The sequence below is a fragment of the Pseudomonas sp. R2-7-07 genome, from assembly GCF_003852355.1.
Classification (GTDB): Bacteria; Pseudomonadota; Gammaproteobacteria; order Pseudomonadales; family Pseudomonadaceae; genus Aquipseudomonas.
Genome location: NZ_CP027759.1, coordinates 931,450 through 948,617, shown reverse-complemented (window position 1 = coordinate 948,617; position 17,168 = coordinate 931,450). Strand labels below are relative to the sequence as shown.

The 17,168-nt window shown below is 49.7% G+C and carries 12 protein-coding genes and 2 pseudogenes; 5 read left to right on the top strand and 9 right to left on the bottom strand.

What is annotated here, in order from left to right:
• Window positions 1-272: 272 nt before the first annotated feature.
• The 5 genes and pseudogenes from C4J86_RS04075 to C4J86_RS04060 form a co-directional block, all read right to left on the bottom strand.
• The gene (locus C4J86_RS04075; protein ID WP_256657641.1) at window positions 273-2,750 is read right to left on the bottom strand and encodes a fimbria/pilus outer membrane usher protein; all 2,478 of its coding nucleotides are present in this window, start codon (window positions 2,748-2,750) and stop codon (window positions 273-275) included.
• Between the two features lie 75 nt (window positions 2,751-2,825).
• Window positions 2,826-3,149, bottom strand: a complete 324-nt coding sequence (locus C4J86_RS27220) for a hypothetical protein (RefSeq protein ID WP_305955297.1) — start codon at window positions 3,147-3,149, stop codon at window positions 2,826-2,828.
• 33 nt (window positions 3,150-3,182) lie between these two features.
• Window positions 3,183-3,415: pseudogene (locus C4J86_RS27215) on the bottom strand (fimbria/pilus periplasmic chaperone); the annotation flags it as partial.
• Between the two features lie 186 nt (window positions 3,416-3,601).
• Window positions 3,602-4,186 (bottom strand): fimbrial protein, encoded by a 585-nt coding sequence (locus C4J86_RS04065; protein WP_124369556.1) that lies wholly within the window; start codon window positions 4,184-4,186, stop codon window positions 3,602-3,604.
• A 761-nt stretch (window positions 4,187-4,947) separates the two neighbouring features.
• Window positions 4,948-5,853, bottom strand: coding sequence for a cation diffusion facilitator family transporter (locus C4J86_RS04060; protein ID WP_124369555.1), 906 nt, complete (start codon window positions 5,851-5,853; stop codon window positions 4,948-4,950).
• 883 nt (window positions 5,854-6,736) lie between these two features.
• Between C4J86_RS04060 and C4J86_RS04055 the strand changes: the two genes are divergently transcribed.
• On the top strand, window positions 6,737-7,444 hold the full coding sequence (locus tag C4J86_RS04055) for a peptidoglycan DD-metalloendopeptidase family protein (protein WP_164485551.1): 708 nt from the start codon (window positions 6,737-6,739) through the stop codon (window positions 7,442-7,444).
• A gap of 312 nt (window positions 7,445-7,756) precedes the next feature.
• Here C4J86_RS04055 and C4J86_RS04050 read toward each other — a convergent pair.
• The 4 genes and pseudogenes from C4J86_RS04050 to C4J86_RS04035 form a co-directional block, all read right to left on the bottom strand.
• Window positions 7,757-8,603, bottom strand: a pseudogene (locus C4J86_RS04050) (IS5 family transposase); the annotation flags it as partial.
• A 137-nt stretch (window positions 8,604-8,740) separates the two neighbouring features.
• Window positions 8,741-10,579 (bottom strand): Gldg family protein, encoded by a 1,839-nt coding sequence (locus tag C4J86_RS04045; RefSeq protein WP_124369554.1) that lies wholly within the window; start codon window positions 10,577-10,579, stop codon window positions 8,741-8,743.
• 9 nt (window positions 10,580-10,588) lie between these two features.
• Complete coding sequence (locus C4J86_RS04040) at window positions 10,589-11,323, bottom strand: ABC transporter permease subunit (protein ID WP_124369553.1); 735 nt, start codon at window positions 11,321-11,323, stop codon at window positions 10,589-10,591.
• Window positions 11,320-12,243 (bottom strand): ABC transporter ATP-binding protein, encoded by a 924-nt coding sequence (locus tag C4J86_RS04035; RefSeq protein ID WP_124369552.1) that lies wholly within the window; start codon window positions 12,241-12,243, stop codon window positions 11,320-11,322. Before C4J86_RS04035 ends, C4J86_RS04040 begins: the two co-directional genes overlap by 4 nt.
• 284 nt (window positions 12,244-12,527) lie before the next feature.
• Between C4J86_RS04035 and C4J86_RS04030 the strand changes: the two genes are divergently transcribed.
• The 4 genes from C4J86_RS04030 to C4J86_RS04015 all read left to right on the top strand — a co-directional run bounded on the left by C4J86_RS04030 (window position 12,528) and on the right by C4J86_RS04015 (window position 17,161).
• Window positions 12,528-13,640 carry a hypothetical protein gene (locus C4J86_RS04030; protein ID WP_124369551.1) on the top strand — a complete coding sequence of 371 codons (1,113 nt, stop codon included), beginning with the start codon at window positions 12,528-12,530 and terminating at the stop codon, window positions 13,638-13,640.
• 772 nt (window positions 13,641-14,412) lie between these two features.
• Window positions 14,413-14,841, top strand: a complete 429-nt coding sequence (locus C4J86_RS04025; protein WP_124369550.1) for a TIGR03757 family integrating conjugative element protein — start codon at window positions 14,413-14,415, stop codon at window positions 14,839-14,841.
• On the top strand, window positions 14,838-15,779 hold the full coding sequence (locus tag C4J86_RS04020; protein ID WP_124369549.1) for a TIGR03756 family integrating conjugative element protein: 942 nt from the start codon (window positions 14,838-14,840) through the stop codon (window positions 15,777-15,779). Before C4J86_RS04025 ends, C4J86_RS04020 begins: the two co-directional genes overlap by 4 nt.
• The gene (locus C4J86_RS04015) at window positions 15,776-17,161 is read left to right on the top strand and encodes an integrating conjugative element protein (protein ID WP_372239254.1); all 1,386 of its coding nucleotides are present in this window, start codon (window positions 15,776-15,778) and stop codon (window positions 17,159-17,161) included. Before C4J86_RS04020 ends, C4J86_RS04015 begins: the two co-directional genes overlap by 4 nt.
• Window positions 17,162-17,168 lie beyond the last annotated feature (7 nt).

Here is a 17,168-nt window from a genome sequence, read left to right as displayed (position 1 = left end):
CCCCCCTTACCTAGGCTAGTGACCTTAAAATCAACGATTGTAGTGCGCAGTCACCTTAACAAAGGTAGCGTACTCAGAAACGTCTCTGCCTTTCTGCCCTTTCCGAAATCTTAAAAACCAACAAATATTCGCCTTAAAAAGATAGTCTTTAAACGCATAAATCTACATGTGATTTTCGAATAAGCCTGTCTCCGAGGTGTAAAATTATAACGAGGTAGATAATTTCAACCAGAGAACAAACATAAAGATAAGAGCAATAAACTTTAGACTCCTCACACTTCCTCCGAAGATCCAGAATATACACAAGTATAATTAAATTTTTCGTAAGCAAGATTTTTATTAGCAACTGGCAGCGCATAATCGAATCTACAGCTATCTCGCCCCCAACGAACACTCAGAGTTCCGGAATCATCGACACCAAAAACAAGCAAACGGGATAGGCTATCAACAGCACCGAGAGCCTTACCTTTTTTATCATATGCCTGCGCGCCAAAAGGAATTTTCCCACCTGTATCAAGGGTTAAATTAAACTGAAGTCGGCGACCCGACTCAGCAGCGAAACGACTTTTGACGACTGCTCCTCGCGTGGGCACAACAATTTTACTGCTCTCGGCAACTTCCATATTGCTGTCAATTGTATTTGTGTCCAAATTCAGCCAATTGTAACGATAAGGCTGTACATAAGGGACCACGGCATAACCACTATTGTCAGTACGGACCGAGTTATAGCTATCAACTCCCACACCGGCAACGTTAGGAACTTCAACCAAAGCAAATGTTTCGCCGACAGGCTGACCGAAGGTAATACCACCCTCATGAGCCACTATAGAACCGGAAGCGCTGAGATCAACATGCTTACTGTCCGAACTCTGATTATAGCGGGCACCCAGCGTAGCAACTGGCGCATCCCAACCCACCCCAATGCCTCCAGAACTTCCACTCTGTTTACTATATCCCGATTGTGCGGAGTAATTAACAGTGTTTTTATCGTCTAAATAGCCAGACACGCCAGTTTGTAAAACCGAATCCCCGTGCTGCGATGATACAGCGCTAGAATTCACATAATGCGTGCTTGAGCGCTCACCAAGAGGAAAACTAAAAGATGCAGTAAGTTGCGTATCAGAACTATTTACATGATCAGAATTTTTAGTCTTAGACACTGCCAAGCTATAACTTCCTCTCGATAAGCTACCGCTATAGCCAGCCTGCCAACGTCGAGTACGCCCAACCACGTTCCAATAGCTTGTTTCACCCAAGCTCAAAAACAACGAACCATGCTTAGAAATAGCCTGACTGACATTCATATCAAAATGGCTTTTTTGTCGCCCGTTACGTCGCCCCATCGTGAGGTCCATCTCATCGACATGCTGATTCAGCGTACGGTAGCCGTCTGTAGAATAGCGATAGCCGACCATAGTGAACGTAGTGTTGGTGCTGTTGACCGTTTTTGAGTATAGAAACCGTGCGCTCTGCCCTTTATTTTTCTTACCGTGGTCATCCTCAGAAGCGCTGCTGGTAATATCGACGGAAACGCCCCCCAAACTAGAGTTGATCCCGACACCCACGTTCAACGCTTTATATTTCTGAGCAACCAGCAGGCCACCATAACCCGTGAAGTTATTGGTTAAGCCGTACACCAAGGTACTTTGGGTAAATTTTGGTGAGGGCCGCCCTGGAACGTTGTACTTACCGGCGGCCAAGCTATAACGCATACTGCCTCGTCGCGCCATAACCGGCAAATAAGAATATGCTTGAGAAAATTCGCGCTCACGCCCGTCAGCCTCGATAATTTTTACTTTAAGATCACCATTAGAGCCGCCTGGGTAAATATCGGATATTTCAAAAGCACCTGGCGAAACAGTAGTCGAGTAGATAACGTAGCCGTTCTGCCTCACTTCTACGGTAGCATTGGACTCAGCAATACCACGCACGACCGGAGCATAACCTCGCTCACCATCAGTTAGCATGCCTAAGTCCGACGTCACTTGAGCACCGCGAAAACGGACGCTGTCGAAGATATCACCTTGAGAATAAAGGTCGCCCATGGCGAGCTTGCCTTTTAGCGATGCAAGATCACGCTCAAGGTAGCTACGATTACTACTAAATGTATTAGGCCTGCCGCTCCCTCCGGACAATGAAGACTCATTGCGAAAACGCCAGCCCTTCAGGTTAAACCCATTCCGTAACCCGATGTACCGATAGTCCGAGCGCGCTCCCGAATTTTCATTACGATTGACGTTGATTTGATAATTTGTATACAAAGCCGTTATGCCCTGATCCCACAATGTAGGGTCAACATAACCTCGGGACCGACGCAAAATATAGGCGTGAGGAACACTGATGTGTAAAGCGAGGTTCGTCACATCAAAATCGACCGAAGCCCCTTCCAGCAAAGCAGCAATATTGATAAGCCGTGCGTCATCGCTGCTCGCAGGTATAAGCCCTTCCTTTTCCAGACGTACAATATCGACCCCTAACGCGCGAAGTGTTCCCAACGAAATATCTGGCCTGACTTCTCCGTCAGCGGCACCGCGAAAATCAACGTCCTGACGTTTAATCAGCACTTGGTTAAGATAGATATCTACGCCATAGGAGCCAGGCAAAACCCCATTGCCCTGTTCGAAAAAATGAAGCTCAACTGGCGCACCGCCCTTGGTTAAAAAGTGCTCGTTAAACTCTACAGCGCTAGCGACAACAGGGCATAGAAACCCAATCCCAACCAAACACGGGATCCGAGAATTATATTTCACCGTCAATACCTCGCCATCCCAGGCATTTTACAGAGCGCCAGGTCAAAAAAATAATTAGCTCTACGATCTATGAAGTTACTTAGAAAGCCCGGACTTCTGACTAATAACCCCACCGTAATCGTTGATAGTTTTAAATTCCACCTGAGTGGCTGCGGCGGAAAATTTTCCGTCTAACGCATTAATTTTAAACACCGACGTCTTGTATGGCGCCAGCATCTCAGGAACTACTTCATAAGTGTTAGAACCACTACGTAGCGTAATCTTTCCAAATGACACGTAATAGGCCGAATCATTTACTACTTCCAATCGCGCCTGAGCCCCTTGGCCTAGTACGCGCCATTTCAGATTTTTCTGTACATCTTCAGCCCCCTGTTTCAACCCAGACGGACGGTAGAACATTTTGATTCTCTGGCGCACCGCGATTTGCAAGGTGTTATCCACTTTGGCTTTTTGTGGAATTTCTTGGACATTCAACCAAAACACGGATTCCCGGTCTGTAGGCAACCCTTCTCCATAATAAAGAATACGGAGCACTTGCTGCTTCCCCCCCCCAGACGACTAAGCGACGGCGTAATTACAAAGGGAATATCTCCTTTTTCCTGCGGCGTCCCGGCCTCCAACCACGACTGGATCATGACATCCTGTCCGCCCCCATTCTTGACCATGATTGAAGCCTCTTTATTAGGGGCCTCAAATACTAACCGCGTGCCGCCCAATGAGATCCCCGCACTGCACCACCCTGAAAACAGCAGTAAGGTAGTCACCAGAAAACATCGTCTAAAAGATATAATTTTCATATTAAACTCACAGGGAGAGAGCGAGTAACCACTCTCTCCCAGTACTATCTAGACTTACTCGTAAGTCAAAGTAAATGGCAGAGTCCCGTTTGCGGTACCGGGTGCGACCGGACCGCCAGAGGCCACATAAGATGCTCGAAGAACGATATCAGCAGTATAGTTTGTCTCGTCCTCGCCTACTTCTTCCCCTACCAAAGGAGCAGTAATGGATTCGTTCGCGGAAAGGTTCAGCAACTCGTTTTCAGAATTGTAAACACCGATCCCCACACCTGTTGCAGTACCGACGGTCTTCAGCAAGCTCCCATTAACAAGATCTACACCCGAGCCCGAGAGCGGGTCGAATTTCATTTTTACGAAGTTCAAGCCTTCAGCAGTACCACCGCAATCCAATTTCACATTGATTGCAGTACCCGATACGATGCCTCCTTCAGAATTTTGAAGGGAGTCCATGGCAACTTTACCCAAATCTACATCAATATTTTGAGCGCTTGCATTGCCACCCGTTGAACCACCAGTAGCATCACACGTTACCGCAACAATTTCACCGGTAAAATTAATAACGCCATCAGCGGCCATTGCGGAGTTAGCGATAAAACCCGAAACAGCTATTGCCAGTAAAGTTTTCAAACTATTAGACATGCTTAACCTTCCTTTTACAGTAGAGTAGTTCTCAACACACGCCCCTGGAGAGCACGAAAATATTATCGCCCTTTAGCCTTGGAAAATAGTGCCAAGTTCTTACCCAGCCGCGGACAATTCGCCCCCCCCTATCAGATAAGTCCTACGCAGGCCGAGCTACTGCTGTTGTTTTTTAATTACAACTATTTAGCCCCCGCGAGAAGAAACTCCTTCTCCAAAGATTGACACCTCAATCGCAATCAATGCATTCGCTTATTTTTTATATTTTTTAGCTCATTACGTCATTAATCTTACAAACTGCCAGACATTTGACTTAATCAGACCAATCAGGATTCAGTACGAGACAATACGCCTTCACTAGCGCTATCAAGCGTCGGCGAATATCAATAGTGAATGTGCGATTTAGTTTTTTTGGGGGAAGTTTAACTGTACGGCTGTTCAGGTGATGCAAGCGCGTGCCTGGACTGCTTAACCAAAGACTTCGGGAACGTCGCCTAGTACTTACTAGGGTTCAAGCCCTCAATGACTGACTACCGTGGATTGATCCTTCGAGGCATCCGGGAAGCTGCATCTGACCATACCACCTCCTAAAAGAGACTCGACTCGGTGCCCGCTTTCCAAGACCTGCAACGGCGCCGCGGTGAAATGTGACGTATGGCAACGATGAGTAGCGCCGAAGATGATTCACTAATCTTTTTGCTGCAGGGGCTGGAGTCGGCGAAGCGTATAAATCCCACCCCTTTTGGTACAGGCCAGTCGCCTCAGGCAATCCACTTGCGATCGCCCGTAAAGCTGATCGTTAACCAGCGTGCCGGATCAACCTTACCGAGCTTCGCCGATATTTCTTCGCGGATGCGATCAAGCTGCCCTACACCGCGCAATTGATGCTCAGTCGGCAGCACAATATGGATTTCGATAAACCGCGCCCGACCATGCTTTTGTACATACGACACATATTCAATGAATCCATGCTCTATTTGAGTCTCATCCATCACCTTACGGACCTTTTCATCCAATTGATCGGGAGCAACCCCAAGCACGTCTCGCAATGCTGGCTTAAGTATTTTAAATGCAGGCATAAGCATGCACAGAGCCAACAGAATCAGAATCATTGGGTCGACATAGACCGCCCACTCGGCGTAACCCTGTTGCTTCAACAGCAATGCGGCGAGAAAACTCACCAGCAAACCCACTGAAAGCATCGCGTCCACCAACCAACTGACATTATCGAACTGGATAAGCGAGGACTTCAACGTACGATTGCGATGACGGATGTATAAGAAATAGCTGATACTAACTACGCTAAGCACCGCAGCAAAAGGAATTACCAGGTTCAGTTCGATTACGCGGCCACCATTGATGATGCCAAATATACCGCTGAGAAAAGCGTAAACTGAAATCAACAAAAGAAAGCTGCCTTCGATTAAGAGCACCATCGGCTCAAGGTGCCAGAAGCCAAACTGAAAGCGCAGATTGCTTCCCCTGGCGATCAGTTTTGCGGTGATCAGCATCAGCACCTTGATAAGGGTCGCGATCAGCGAGAAAAATCCATCGAACAGAATTGATTGAGAACCAGAAGCAACACCCGTGGCGACCGCAACGATCGCGACAACAAACATCAAAATGGTCGATTGTTTGAGCAGAACCTGCTCACCCCAATTACTCATAGTACCTCCTATTGAACCGTAAAGTAGTCGCCTCTGCGAGGTATTCCTAGTGCCTTTTGAAAGCAACGCCGTCTCGACTTTGTGTTCTTGACCGCCCTACGTTTACGGCAAAGTTTCGCTCACTTGAAATTGCGGAAAACCAGTAGAATCTAGGCTAGATAAAACTGGTTGAACAGCGCCGTACGTGGGTCATCCCCATAGCTCGAAACAGATGGTCAATAAACATCCGTGAATGCAAGTGAATTCTTTGGATTAAGAAATTGCGCTGTGGGGGCTTACAAGAAACACCCTTTTTATCACCTTGCCGGCCCGCCATCATATGGGACTTATCTAATATTCATCGCGATTATTCTGACCCATCCAACAGCGCGACTATTACGGGTGGTACGCTCACAACGCGCTGCGTGTCTGCAGTCCACGTCTATAGACACGCAGCGGCTGCCGCGGCCATTTTTAACTTGGTCAGCTCGCGGCCGAAACATGCTGTGACATCCCTAATTTGGCAGGAGTTTCGTTTGTAGGTTCAATGAGCTTTTTTACGGAGAGTTAATCATGCCTTTCGGATATCAGATATTCTTCATGATCATCTTTGCTGTCATCGTCCTCGCTGTCGGCGCTAGACTTGATATAAAGAACCACAAAGAAGAAACTGCGGCTAGACAGACGCAAAAAAAATCTAAACAATGATCCTACGGTTTCATTCCCAGATGCAGATTTCACTCGCAGAGCTCTATAAGGTTTTAAGACTGCTTAACCGACAATTATCCCAGCACGGATAGCGAAAACAGTGCATCCAACGCATGGGAAAGGTGGCGTATAAAAATGCTGCTAACATTGCTGGCGTACAGAATGTATATACATATCAAGACATAGAGGGTGCTGCTTGTTTTTAAGACTTATACTCTTCGCATTGCTGCTGACGCTTTCATCCTGCAGTTCTCCCTTCCCGGTCTTTCACAGCACCTCGACAAACAGGGATGCGCTCGGAGAATATAAGGTCAAACGAGGCGATACTTTATGGTCGATCGCTGCACATAACGGTCTGAAATGGAAGAACTTGGCTCGAAGCAACCGGCTTGCCTCTCCCTATACGCTAAAAGTCGATCAACTCCTACGACTTGAGGGAGCTCGGACACAGCCCAGAGGCGCCAGAAAAAGAAAAGTGGCTTCAATTAGCAAGTTTGGAACAGTGTCACTTCAGCCCCCCCCCACGAAAGAAACTCTGCAGGGTTGGAGTTGGCCAATCCATGGCGTATTGATCGGGCGCTTCTCCCCCGGCAGCAAACTAACCCAGGGAATCCGCATTGCTGCCGTCCAAGGGCAACCAATCTATGCCTCGCTGGGGGGCAAAGTGATGTTCGCCGGTTACATGCGTGGCTACGGTAACGTGCTAATCCTTCAGCACAGCCCTTCTTACACCAGTACCTATACCTACAATAGTCGATTGGTTGTCAAGGAGGACCAGATGGTGATCAAAGGACAGAAGATCGCCGAAGCCGGTGCGCAGGACACCAACCGTGCTCAGCTGTATTTCGAAATCCGTGTCAACGGCGTTCCGGTCGACCCGCAGCAGCTGCTACCGCCGGTTTGACCCACACCAAGGTGGCACTCAAGCAACTTTGACATTCGTTGTGTGACTTGAGCAATTGAGGGGCGAAGCCCAGTGGCGACTCCGCGCCGGGGTCGCGTCCTGAATTGCCCTGACGCTTCTACTACAAATGGTGTTGGACTTTCGTAGCCGTGCGGCAACTCACCTTTCTGACCTCAACGCCAAAGGCGAGGGTGTCCACTTAATTTGAATCTACCTGGGTTTTCTAGAAAAATAGCCTTGGCACCTGCTCCCTCCAAAGCCATGCTGACCACCGCCATAGTGTTTGGTCGTTACTTTGCATAGATAGCTAGGTTTGTATGAAAAGCAGCGCCGCATACAATATAGGTAGCAGGCCAGCGATACCATGGCTGCAAAACTTTTCGCCAGCTTGTCGCAGCAAGTGCGACTCTGCGGTTCTTTTTTGGTCAGCAAAATTACCCGTTCAATGATATTCCGTTGCCGATATTTTGGACTATCAGATAATCGAGGCAGCCTGGTCTGATTTTGCGCGGCATGGCGCGCAAGTGGATCTGGTTGCATCCGGTAACGGTCGCTGTAGTAAGGTAGGTGTTCTGCGTCATGGCCTTTGTCAGCCAGTACCAGCAGCTCTGCTTGCGTAATCGCCCTAGCTTACCGGTAATTCCTACTTGCTCCAGTAGCGGCCGGACGTGAGCGATATCGCCGGCGCGCCCCCGGCGGGGCATGAAGCGTAATGTCACGCCATTGGCGTCGCAGGTCACGTGAAACTTGTCAGGCCGCTTCGACTGCGCCCCAAGGCAGGGTCTATTGGTTCTTCAGCCTTTCTTTCCGACACCTGAAGAGGATCGGGTTGCACGTTCCGCTATGAATCGATAATCCAGGTGCCCCAGATCGATCAGTCGTCCTGACTCCACTTGATATGCGAACGTTCCAGTATCTGGCCGGACGTACCGCCATCGCGCCAGCACAAAAATGCTGATACACCGTCTACCAAGGCCCAAATCGTTCAGGCAGGCCACGCCATGCAGCGCCCGAGCACAGGATCCAAAGGATCCATAAAGTTCTAGACGATCATCGCTGTGTGGTTGACCCATTTTCTACTCGGAAGAAACCAGATCCTTGATCGATTCTAGGATGCATCGGAAAGTTCGTAACGCACTGCATGCGGATCTCTAGCCAATCATGGCGGCAATTTTACCGTACCCACTTTTCATGCAAAACCTAGTCAAAAACGGGCGCAGAAAAAAAGAGTGCAACTATTGATATCGCCATAGGGCGGAGAAACATAGATATTATCTGAAGCACCAAAATCCGCGATTAAGACGGCCGCCTCCGCATCCGGATACGCCGTATCCCGCAAATCATTAACATGCAGAGCGTTAGCAAGAATGGAATAAAAGCAATATTGATCACTTTCAGTTGTCGTCCTAAAGCGCCAATATCGCTATTGAGCTCATATTGCAACTCGCGTAACTGTTTACGGATATGGATTTTATTCCTCATAAACTCTCGAATCATGGCCTGTTGCCGCGCCTCAGATTCATCCGAGCTTTCGGCCGCTGAGGTGTGTATATCCTGCATCTTGCGCTCGGTTTCATCAAGCTGCTGCTGAAGTGCAGACTGCTTATCCAAAACGCTCATTTGCGCCTTGCGCTGCATTTGCTCCACACGCACAAAGCTGCGGTCGTGCCGCCCGCGAGCACGTAAGCCATTGAGCGTGTCCGATCCGCTTAAACTATCCAGTGCCCCCATCACGAACGCAGCGTTGTCCGACCATGGTTTCAGCCCTACGCTGATGTCCGGCTGGTGCAGCCACATCGAGTCACTCAGTAGATCCGTATCGGCTACTACAATGACATTTATTTGCTTCGCCTGCTTAACCCCCCCCTCATGATCTTCAATACCATCAGCAAAAGCAGATGCCACCGGCCCTTGGATTCTGGCAGCCACGATATATCGTTGCGTAAAGAGCTTTAGCATCTTCATCAGCCGATCATGATCATCTGATTTATCGAAATAGCTCACCTCCATCGGTAACGCATAATCAGAGCTGTGTATGAGCGGAGTAAAGTGCGTCGAAGCACCTGGTATTGACTCTATTATGCCGGCGGTACTCATACTTATAACTTCCAGCCCGGCCGTACTCGGATCGTTCTGATTGAATGCATTCCTTGAAAACTTGAGTGTGAATGGGAGTGGCGTTGCTACTACTTCCTCTGCGGTGCCACCAAGCATGGTGTAGGCGCCGTCAGCCAATATCTTTCCGGTCTGCATCCGAACCCCCCATGCTTCAAGCAGTGGTGCCAGATCAGAAGATTTGTCTTTACTCAAAATACCAAAGTGTTCGGCTCCGGGATCCAGCTCGCTCAATGGGTCGATAAAAGCCAGCAACTTGCCCCCCCTCAGAACAAACTGATCAATGGCGTAGAGCGTTGCCTTTGACAATTGCTTTGGATGAACCAGCATCAAGACACTCACATCTTTGGGTATTTCCTTGACATCCGCCGCTACCTCTCGCAAATCGTATGCTTGACCTATTTCTTCGGCCAGCATCCAGCGTTCGGCCATGCGTTTCGTACGCACATCGTAAGCGCCATTTAACGGCAAACTTGTAACCAGCCCAACTACGGGACGCTTAGGCTGATTTAGAACCTGGACAAGGCGGCTGATTTCATATTCAAGTCTATTCTCTTGATCTGGAAAAAAAAACGGAATAACGTGGGTGGTATTCTGCGAGTCGATGCCGGCCAGCCCCAAATAGACGGGCGCAGCGCCCTCTCCCCACAGCATAGGCTCAAGACCTAAACCATTTGCGCGATCCTCGTCATCGGAATACGGTACAGGATCTATGACATGCAGACGAATTGATCCTTTAGCCTCTCGCTCGTACACTTTGAGCAGCTCTTCTACACGCAATGCATAACTTCGTATAGCGCTCAACTCCCTTGAGCTGGAATTGGAGTAAAAAAAGTATAACTCTATAGGCTTCTCTAAGCCCATAATTATTTTTTGGGTATCCGAACCGATGGAATAGAGTTTATCCTCCGTCAAGTCCAAGCGAATGTTAGTCAGCCACTGCCCACCCAGCATATTGAACGCCAAAAAAAACAGAGCTATCAATAGAAGCCCCGTGCCAGAATATATAATTCGCCTCATATCCTTCCTTTATTCCGCTTTCTTCAGATTGACGACCACGGTGGTAGCGGTCAACCAAGCCGCAATTGCACTGAAAAAATATAGCGCATCGCGCACATCAATTACCCCCCTGCTGATTGCCTCAAAACGAGCCAGAATGCTAATCGAAGCTAATAAATCAATAGTCCATTGCGGGGCCCATGGATTAAGTGCGTCCAGTACAAGGGGAAATCCACTGACGACAAATAAAAAACATACGACAAGTGTTAGAATCAACGCGATTACCTGACTCTTAGCAAGCGCAGACATACAAGAACCGATCGAAAGGTAAGCCCCCACGAGCAACCAACTACCTATGTACCCCGCAAAGATAATTCCATTATCGGGGTTACCTAAATAATTTACAGAAATCACTAACGGAAATGTTAAAAGCAAACTAACTCCCGCCACCACCCACGCGGCAAAAAACTTCCCCAACACCACATTTCGCGTTGCTACCGATAACGTGAGCAGTAATTCGATGTTTCCGGACTGTCGCTCTTCAGCCCAAAGGCGCATAGTGAGCGCAGGAGCCAGAAATAAATACAACCACGGATGGATACCAAAAAAAGAGACCAAGTCAGCTTGATTGCGCTCAAAAAAACCTCCGACATAAAATGTAAGAACGCCGGACAGAACCAGAAACACCTCAATAAATATATAGGCCAAAGGAGAGACGAAATAGCCGCACAACTCGCGCTTAAAAATAACGAATATCGGCGTCATGGCTTACCTGCCTTGGTTATCTTCCTAAAAACTTCATCCAGACGCCCTCTCTCCAGCTCCAATGCTTTGACCTGCCAACCACGACTTGCTACCAACGCGCTTACCGCCGGAAAAATCACTGCACCTGGTCGGGCCAGTATTGTAAAACAATGCCCAGTCTTCCTTTCCTCCACTCCGGCAACTCCCGGCAGCATTGCTAGGGCCATCAGGTCTATAGGTCCATCAATCAATAGCGTGACGGCTTGGTAATAACGACAACGCCTTCGCAATTCTTCAGGCGAACTATCCGCCAAGACCTTACCTGCACCTAATATCACGGCACGACTGCAGATTGCCGAAACCTCTTCAAGCAAATGCGTAGAGATAACGACTGTTTTGTCCTGCCCATACCTCCGGATCAGCTCGCGCACCTTGTGTTTTTGATTCGGATCCAACCCATCTGTAGGCTCGTCCAAGATCAATATCTTTGGGTCGTGCAAGATCGCCTGCGCCAGCCCAACACGACGGACAAATCCTTTCGACAATTGCGTAATGGGCAATCCAACAACCCCCCCCAACTCCAGCATGTCTATCGCACGCTCCACTCGCTCACGCCTTTCGGCGCCACGGTATCCTCGGGCACCGGCAATAAACTCAAGAAATCCTCCTACTCGCATCTCCACGTAACAGGGCGCCCCTTCCGGCAGGTAGCCTATTTGCTGCTGCACTTGGAGAGTCTGCCTCCGAACATCGAGCCCCAAAATACGAATCGTACCTGAGGTGGGTGCCAGAAACCCTGTCAGCATTCTCATTGTCGTGGTCTTGCCTGCGCCATTGACTCCCAGAACGCCCAAAACCTCCCCGGATCCGACGTGAAGAGAGAGATTATCTACCGCAATATGCCGAGAGAAGCGCTTGGTAAGATTGAGTATTTCGATCATGGCTTCCCCTTTTCAAAAACTGTATTTGATAAGTCGTACGCCGCGCATAAAAAAGCGCACAGATGCATGCCGACCCACATGCGAGCGACGAAGGCCGCATAATTTATAAGTTAGGCCGACGATAAAGCTTGCGTCGTGCGGCTGCTGAGAAGAACAGACTCAATCAGATAAATCTGATTGATATTCAGATTTATCCCATCAGCAAATGCGCAACATCTTAGATCGCTGCGGGGTCCAGTCGTCATATCCTGTACCCTATGATTCCTCAACCCGATGGAGAGCACATGCTGGTATCAACTTTTTCAATCCAACACGACAACGAAAGCACGCTGACGGCTGTGCATTTATGTAGCTTCGCGGTCCACGACATCGAGCAAAACTTTCTCGTTTACAGTCTGAACGAAAAGATCGACGACAACTCTACCCGGGTCTATCTGACGTCACTGCATCCCGATGACGATGGCCACAGCTTACTCCGCCCTCTTACAACCAACGAACATTGGGAAAGAGCTTCGGAAGTGTTCGGCCTTATTCTGCAAGAGGCATTTACAGGCGAGACGAGTACCACTAATACCAGTTTTCACCTATTAGACTCAAGTGAATTGATTATTTCGCCGACCGTGTTGAATATGCACAATACTCTGGACATCACGGAAGCCCAAATTACTAAGCTATTTAGTTTTCAACCTTTAACCCCTTACGGGCCTGCATTTCAGACAGAAATCACACCTGTAAGTTATTCGAGTGTTGAACAATCGGAAGCGCCCACAGAACAGCCGGCTCGAGAGATTGAGGAGAAAACAGCTGTGCCCCTGTCAGAACCTGCCGAAACCGTCCCTGCCGCATCCACTTACACAGATATGGCTTCTTCTGCTGTAGCCTCCCCCCTTCAATCCACTACGGTTCAAGATGAGTTGATTCAGGAGCCCACTTATCAAGTGGCTGATGATCAACCAATGAATTTTTCAGCTGCGTCAACTCTCTCAAACGAGATATCCTGGCTTCCAGCAACAGACACTCTTGACAGCAAAGCTCCAGTGGACGACGGGGAAACCGTACTTCAGGAACTTGATAAACTGTCAGATTTGGCAGTAGAGATGACGACACAAAGAAAACAAAGCAAACTTCACCAAGAAACTTTGGAATCTAAAGAATTACAATTGCAAGAGCTAGAGCGCCTATATGAAAAGAAAAACGAGCTATTTCTGCAAAATGTTAAAAATTTAGCTCATCGACAAGCAGAGCAAAATAGAAAGCAGGCAGAACTAACCAACCGGGAGAAGGTCCTTCAACGTATGGCCGAGGTACTAACAGTAAAGCAGAAAAAATTGGAAGATGCAAAAAACAAGCTTAATAATATACTGAAAACACTACAACCAGGCGAACATGATGTTTAAGGCTCCCTTTTAGCATTACAGAAAATCGAACCTCCTTCGCTTCTTACAGCGTTAATTTTGTTATTCTCGATCAATGCGACATCGCTAGTACAGCCGCCCTTATTCCATAGTATAACTCGACTGTGGAGATTGTTATGCGCGACAGCATTAGCAACCCCGCCCACTCGAATATGTGAGAGTACAAATATTCACTCCACCTAGAAGCAGTACCAGCATGCTCGGAATTTTGAAGTTCAACTGATATTGCGATATGCAAATCCAAAACGGGACCCATTCAATGCTGGCGTTTCTATCGGTAGTTATTAGAAATATTCGGTGCAACGCCATCTGTTTGTCGCGGATATGCAGATGTTTGCAAACCTATTTGGCGTTGAGCGCAGCAACTTGCGTGCTGTCGCCCCATGATCTTGGCCAAATACATGTGCGACGGGCGAATAACTCATCTAGCGATATTAATCTCTCAAGGTAATCGGCCGCAGGAGAAGGTAAGCTAGCTGAGACCTGACACAAATAAGGTGTTTCGCACTACTATCGTTGATAACGGGACCGGGAAGGGTAACGCTCATAAAACCGGCCCGAAATTACTGTATTGATAGCCAGTTAACTGCGTACTCGCGGCGTCGTCAATTTGAGCCGACCAAGTGCCATCTCAAATCCAACCCACACGAATTCGTCGCTCTCAAATACCCGAAGGCTCCAAATTCCTATTTCTTACTGCGCTCAAGACAGCCATCCGGTTTTCTGTACCTGAATCCATATCAGGTACGGTGCCATGCTCCAGATCCTTACCCACCTTAGCGAAACGCGGCGCTGGCTGTTTTCACTGCTACTGTTCTTGTCCACTGCGTCCCACGCGGAGACGTGGGTCATTACAAACCGAGCACATCCAGTATCCGCACCTTCTGGCGCTCGCGTCATCTTCCTGGATGATCAGCAGCGCCTTGAAGAACTACTTTCTAGACAACTACCCGCCGATCCACGCCAGGCAGAAGCGGCCATTCAACGCTACCTGGTCAGCCCTGCAGGGAAGCATCTGCAAAACGAGCTGGCCCAGGCCCAGCAGGGCGTCACAGACGCCTGGAGCCTGCGAGTCGAAAAACTCCCAGCCGTGGTCGTAGATCGTCGCTACGTCGTGTACGGCGAGCCTGACGTAGCTAAAGCCGTCGCGTTGATCGAACGAGCACGGAGCCTGTCACGATGAGACGCTCACGTTTTGCGATCCGGCCTTTGTCGCTGGCTATCACTTTCAGCCTGTCATTCAGTGCATCGGCTGCGATCAACTCGGCAGCGATTATTGCCTCGACCCTGTCACCAACCTGCCTGGAGTACAAAGTAGTCGGCATCTGCTATTGGCTGCTCTGCACACCATTCGGATGCAAAGTCAAAACCTCGACCAAGGTTCGTCACTACGTACCGGACGCTGTGGTGTCTGCATATGCGAATACCGGGATGAACCCTTGGATCGAGATGTCACCTCTTGGCACCCCGAATCCGATCGCCCAAGCGGGTAACGACGGCACTACCAATCACGTTGCCGAGAACAACATCATCAAATTTAAGGAAGCCGATGTCATCGGCCATCCAGGTGGTGCGACGTTGAGTCAGTTTGCCAGAGCCTCGGGCTATGTATGCAAAGGCGCAACCTTACCGCTTGTGCCTTACTTTCTCAGCACCCTTGACCCCATTGCTTGGAGATACGGCGTCCCAGAATCCGTATACCCCGAAGCGCTCATTCCGGGTATGCGTGAAGTCGGTAGCCTGCTCTCAGCAAGCAGTTGGGGGAACGTCTACCCACGTAGCGGCTTCCTTAACCAGACTGACGACTACAAAACGGGCGCAGTTATTGCGCAGCGTGCCGGCGACGTGGTTACCCGTCCAGGCCAGGTACATGTCTACTTGCCGATGCTCGCCCTTCCATACCCCGGCTACTGGCCTGCGGGGCCGTTACGCGAAGGTGACGCGTCCACTGGCAAGTGGCAAGAGCTCACCCCAGTCCTCAACCCGACTTGCGCAACCTTTCCCACCATCGGTCCGAACATCGATGCGCAGGATGGCGGCTACGCCTGGGCACTCTGGCGCCCTTATTCGTGCTGCCAGCGTCGTGGCCAGACCTTCCTCGGCAGTACGGACTTCCAATGAAACAGCGATCGGAGCAAAGCATGAAACTCACTACCTTGGCGATAGGGCTCGCCTGCAGCCTCAGCAGTGCAATAGCGCTCTCTGCTGATCCAATCAACGTCTCATCCTCCGGAAGCGTTATTGGGGACAACGTGCTGTATAGCATTGGCGGCGGCAACGCAGTAACCATGGGGAGCGCAGGCAACATGGATAGTATTTCTGTGGGAGGCGGTTGGAATACCAACCTGATCTGCGGAAACATGAGCCTGAGCACAACCCTAGAAAACCAATTGAATGGTGCCACTTCCGGCTTCAAAAACATCATGAGCTCGGTGGTACAGAGCGCCACCAGCGCCGTGGCTTCGCTGCCGGCACTGATTCTTCAACGTGCGAACCCGGCGCTATACAACCTCATAACCAACGGCATTTTGCAGGCCCGCTTGGACTTCGACCGCTCCAAAGGCACCTGCCGCGCCATTGGCGAAAAAATGGCGGATATCGCCGGTAACCAAATGGGCTGGGGCAAGCTTGCTGAAGGTCAGGCTATGAGTCAGGCGCTAACATCCAACACGGACGCAGTATCGGCGGTGGAACAAGTCGAAAAGAAAGGTGGCAACGATGGCGTCACTTGGGTTGGTGGTGATAGAGCAGGTGGTTCCGGTCAAAAGCCAATTCGTATCGTAGGCGACGTCACCAAGGCGGGCTACAACCTTCTGAACAAGCGCGCGGCCGGCGACACCGCATCCATCAGCAAAGCGAACTGCAACAACGGCATGGTGTGCAATGTCTGGTCATCGCCCCAAGAAGCCACCACCTTTGCCACTCGTGTCCTGGGTGAACAACAACAGCAGACCTGTGACAGCTGCCCTAAAACGGTGACAGCCGCAGGCGTCGGCCTCACGCCGCTGATCCAGGAAACGTACGAAACCAAGCTGAAGGCCCTGCAGGAACTGCTGAGCGGAAGCAAAACGCTGTCGCTAGAAAACCTGGAAGCAGCGAGCAGCAACTCGTTACCCATCACACGAGGCGTTGTAGCAGCACTCAAGGATGAGCGCGACCAGGACGTACTCGCTCGCCGGCTTGCTTCCGAAGTCGCGTTGTCCGATGTGCTGGAGAAAGCCCTGACCCTGCAGCGCACGTTGATGGCAGGCAGTCGGGAACCGAACGTCGCGGCAAATGACCTCGCCGTGCAGGCAGTCGGCCAGCAGAGCTCATCCCTACAACAGGAGATCGGCAACCTCAAAATGGAACTGGACATGCGTCAGCAACTCGCCAAGAACTCGCCTCTGACCATCATTGAACGCAGCAAAGCACGGGCCGAAAACTCTCGTGGTGTGTCCCAGGGAGCCCCAGAAACAGATCGATTGGACCAGTTGCAGTCACCCGCCCAGAACAAACAGTGAGAAAGGC

Bases quoted from the DNA above. Each gene is read 5' to 3' on its own strand.
- C4J86_RS27220 (WP_305955297.1), bottom strand. From the start codon at position 3,149: ATGTTCTACCGTCCGTCTGGGTTGAAACAGGGGGCTGAAGATGTACAG.
- C4J86_RS04065 (WP_124369556.1), bottom strand. From the start codon at position 4,186: ATGTCTAATAGTTTGAAAACTTTACTGGCAATAGCTGTTTCGGGTTTT.
- C4J86_RS04060 (WP_124369555.1), bottom strand. From the start codon at position 5,853: ATGAGTAATTGGGGTGAGCAGGTTCTGCTCAAACAATCGACCATTTTG.
- C4J86_RS04045 (WP_124369554.1), bottom strand. From the start codon at position 10,579: ATGAGGCGAATTATATATTCTGGCACGGGGCTTCTATTGATAGCTCTG.
- C4J86_RS04040 (WP_124369553.1), bottom strand. From the start codon at position 11,323: ATGACGCCGATATTCGTTATTTTTAAGCGCGAGTTGTGCGGCTATTTC.
- C4J86_RS04035 (WP_124369552.1), bottom strand. From the start codon at position 12,243: ATGATCGAAATACTCAATCTTACCAAGCGCTTCTCTCGGCATATTGCG.
- C4J86_RS04030 (WP_124369551.1), top strand. From the start codon at position 12,528: ATGCTGGTATCAACTTTTTCAATCCAACACGACAACGAAAGCACGCTG.
- C4J86_RS04025 (WP_124369550.1), top strand. From the start codon at position 14,413: ATGCTCCAGATCCTTACCCACCTTAGCGAAACGCGGCGCTGGCTGTTT.
- C4J86_RS04020 (WP_124369549.1), top strand. From the start codon at position 14,838: ATGAGACGCTCACGTTTTGCGATCCGGCCTTTGTCGCTGGCTATCACT.
- C4J86_RS04015 (WP_372239254.1), top strand. From the start codon at position 15,776: ATGAAACAGCGATCGGAGCAAAGCATGAAACTCACTACCTTGGCGATA.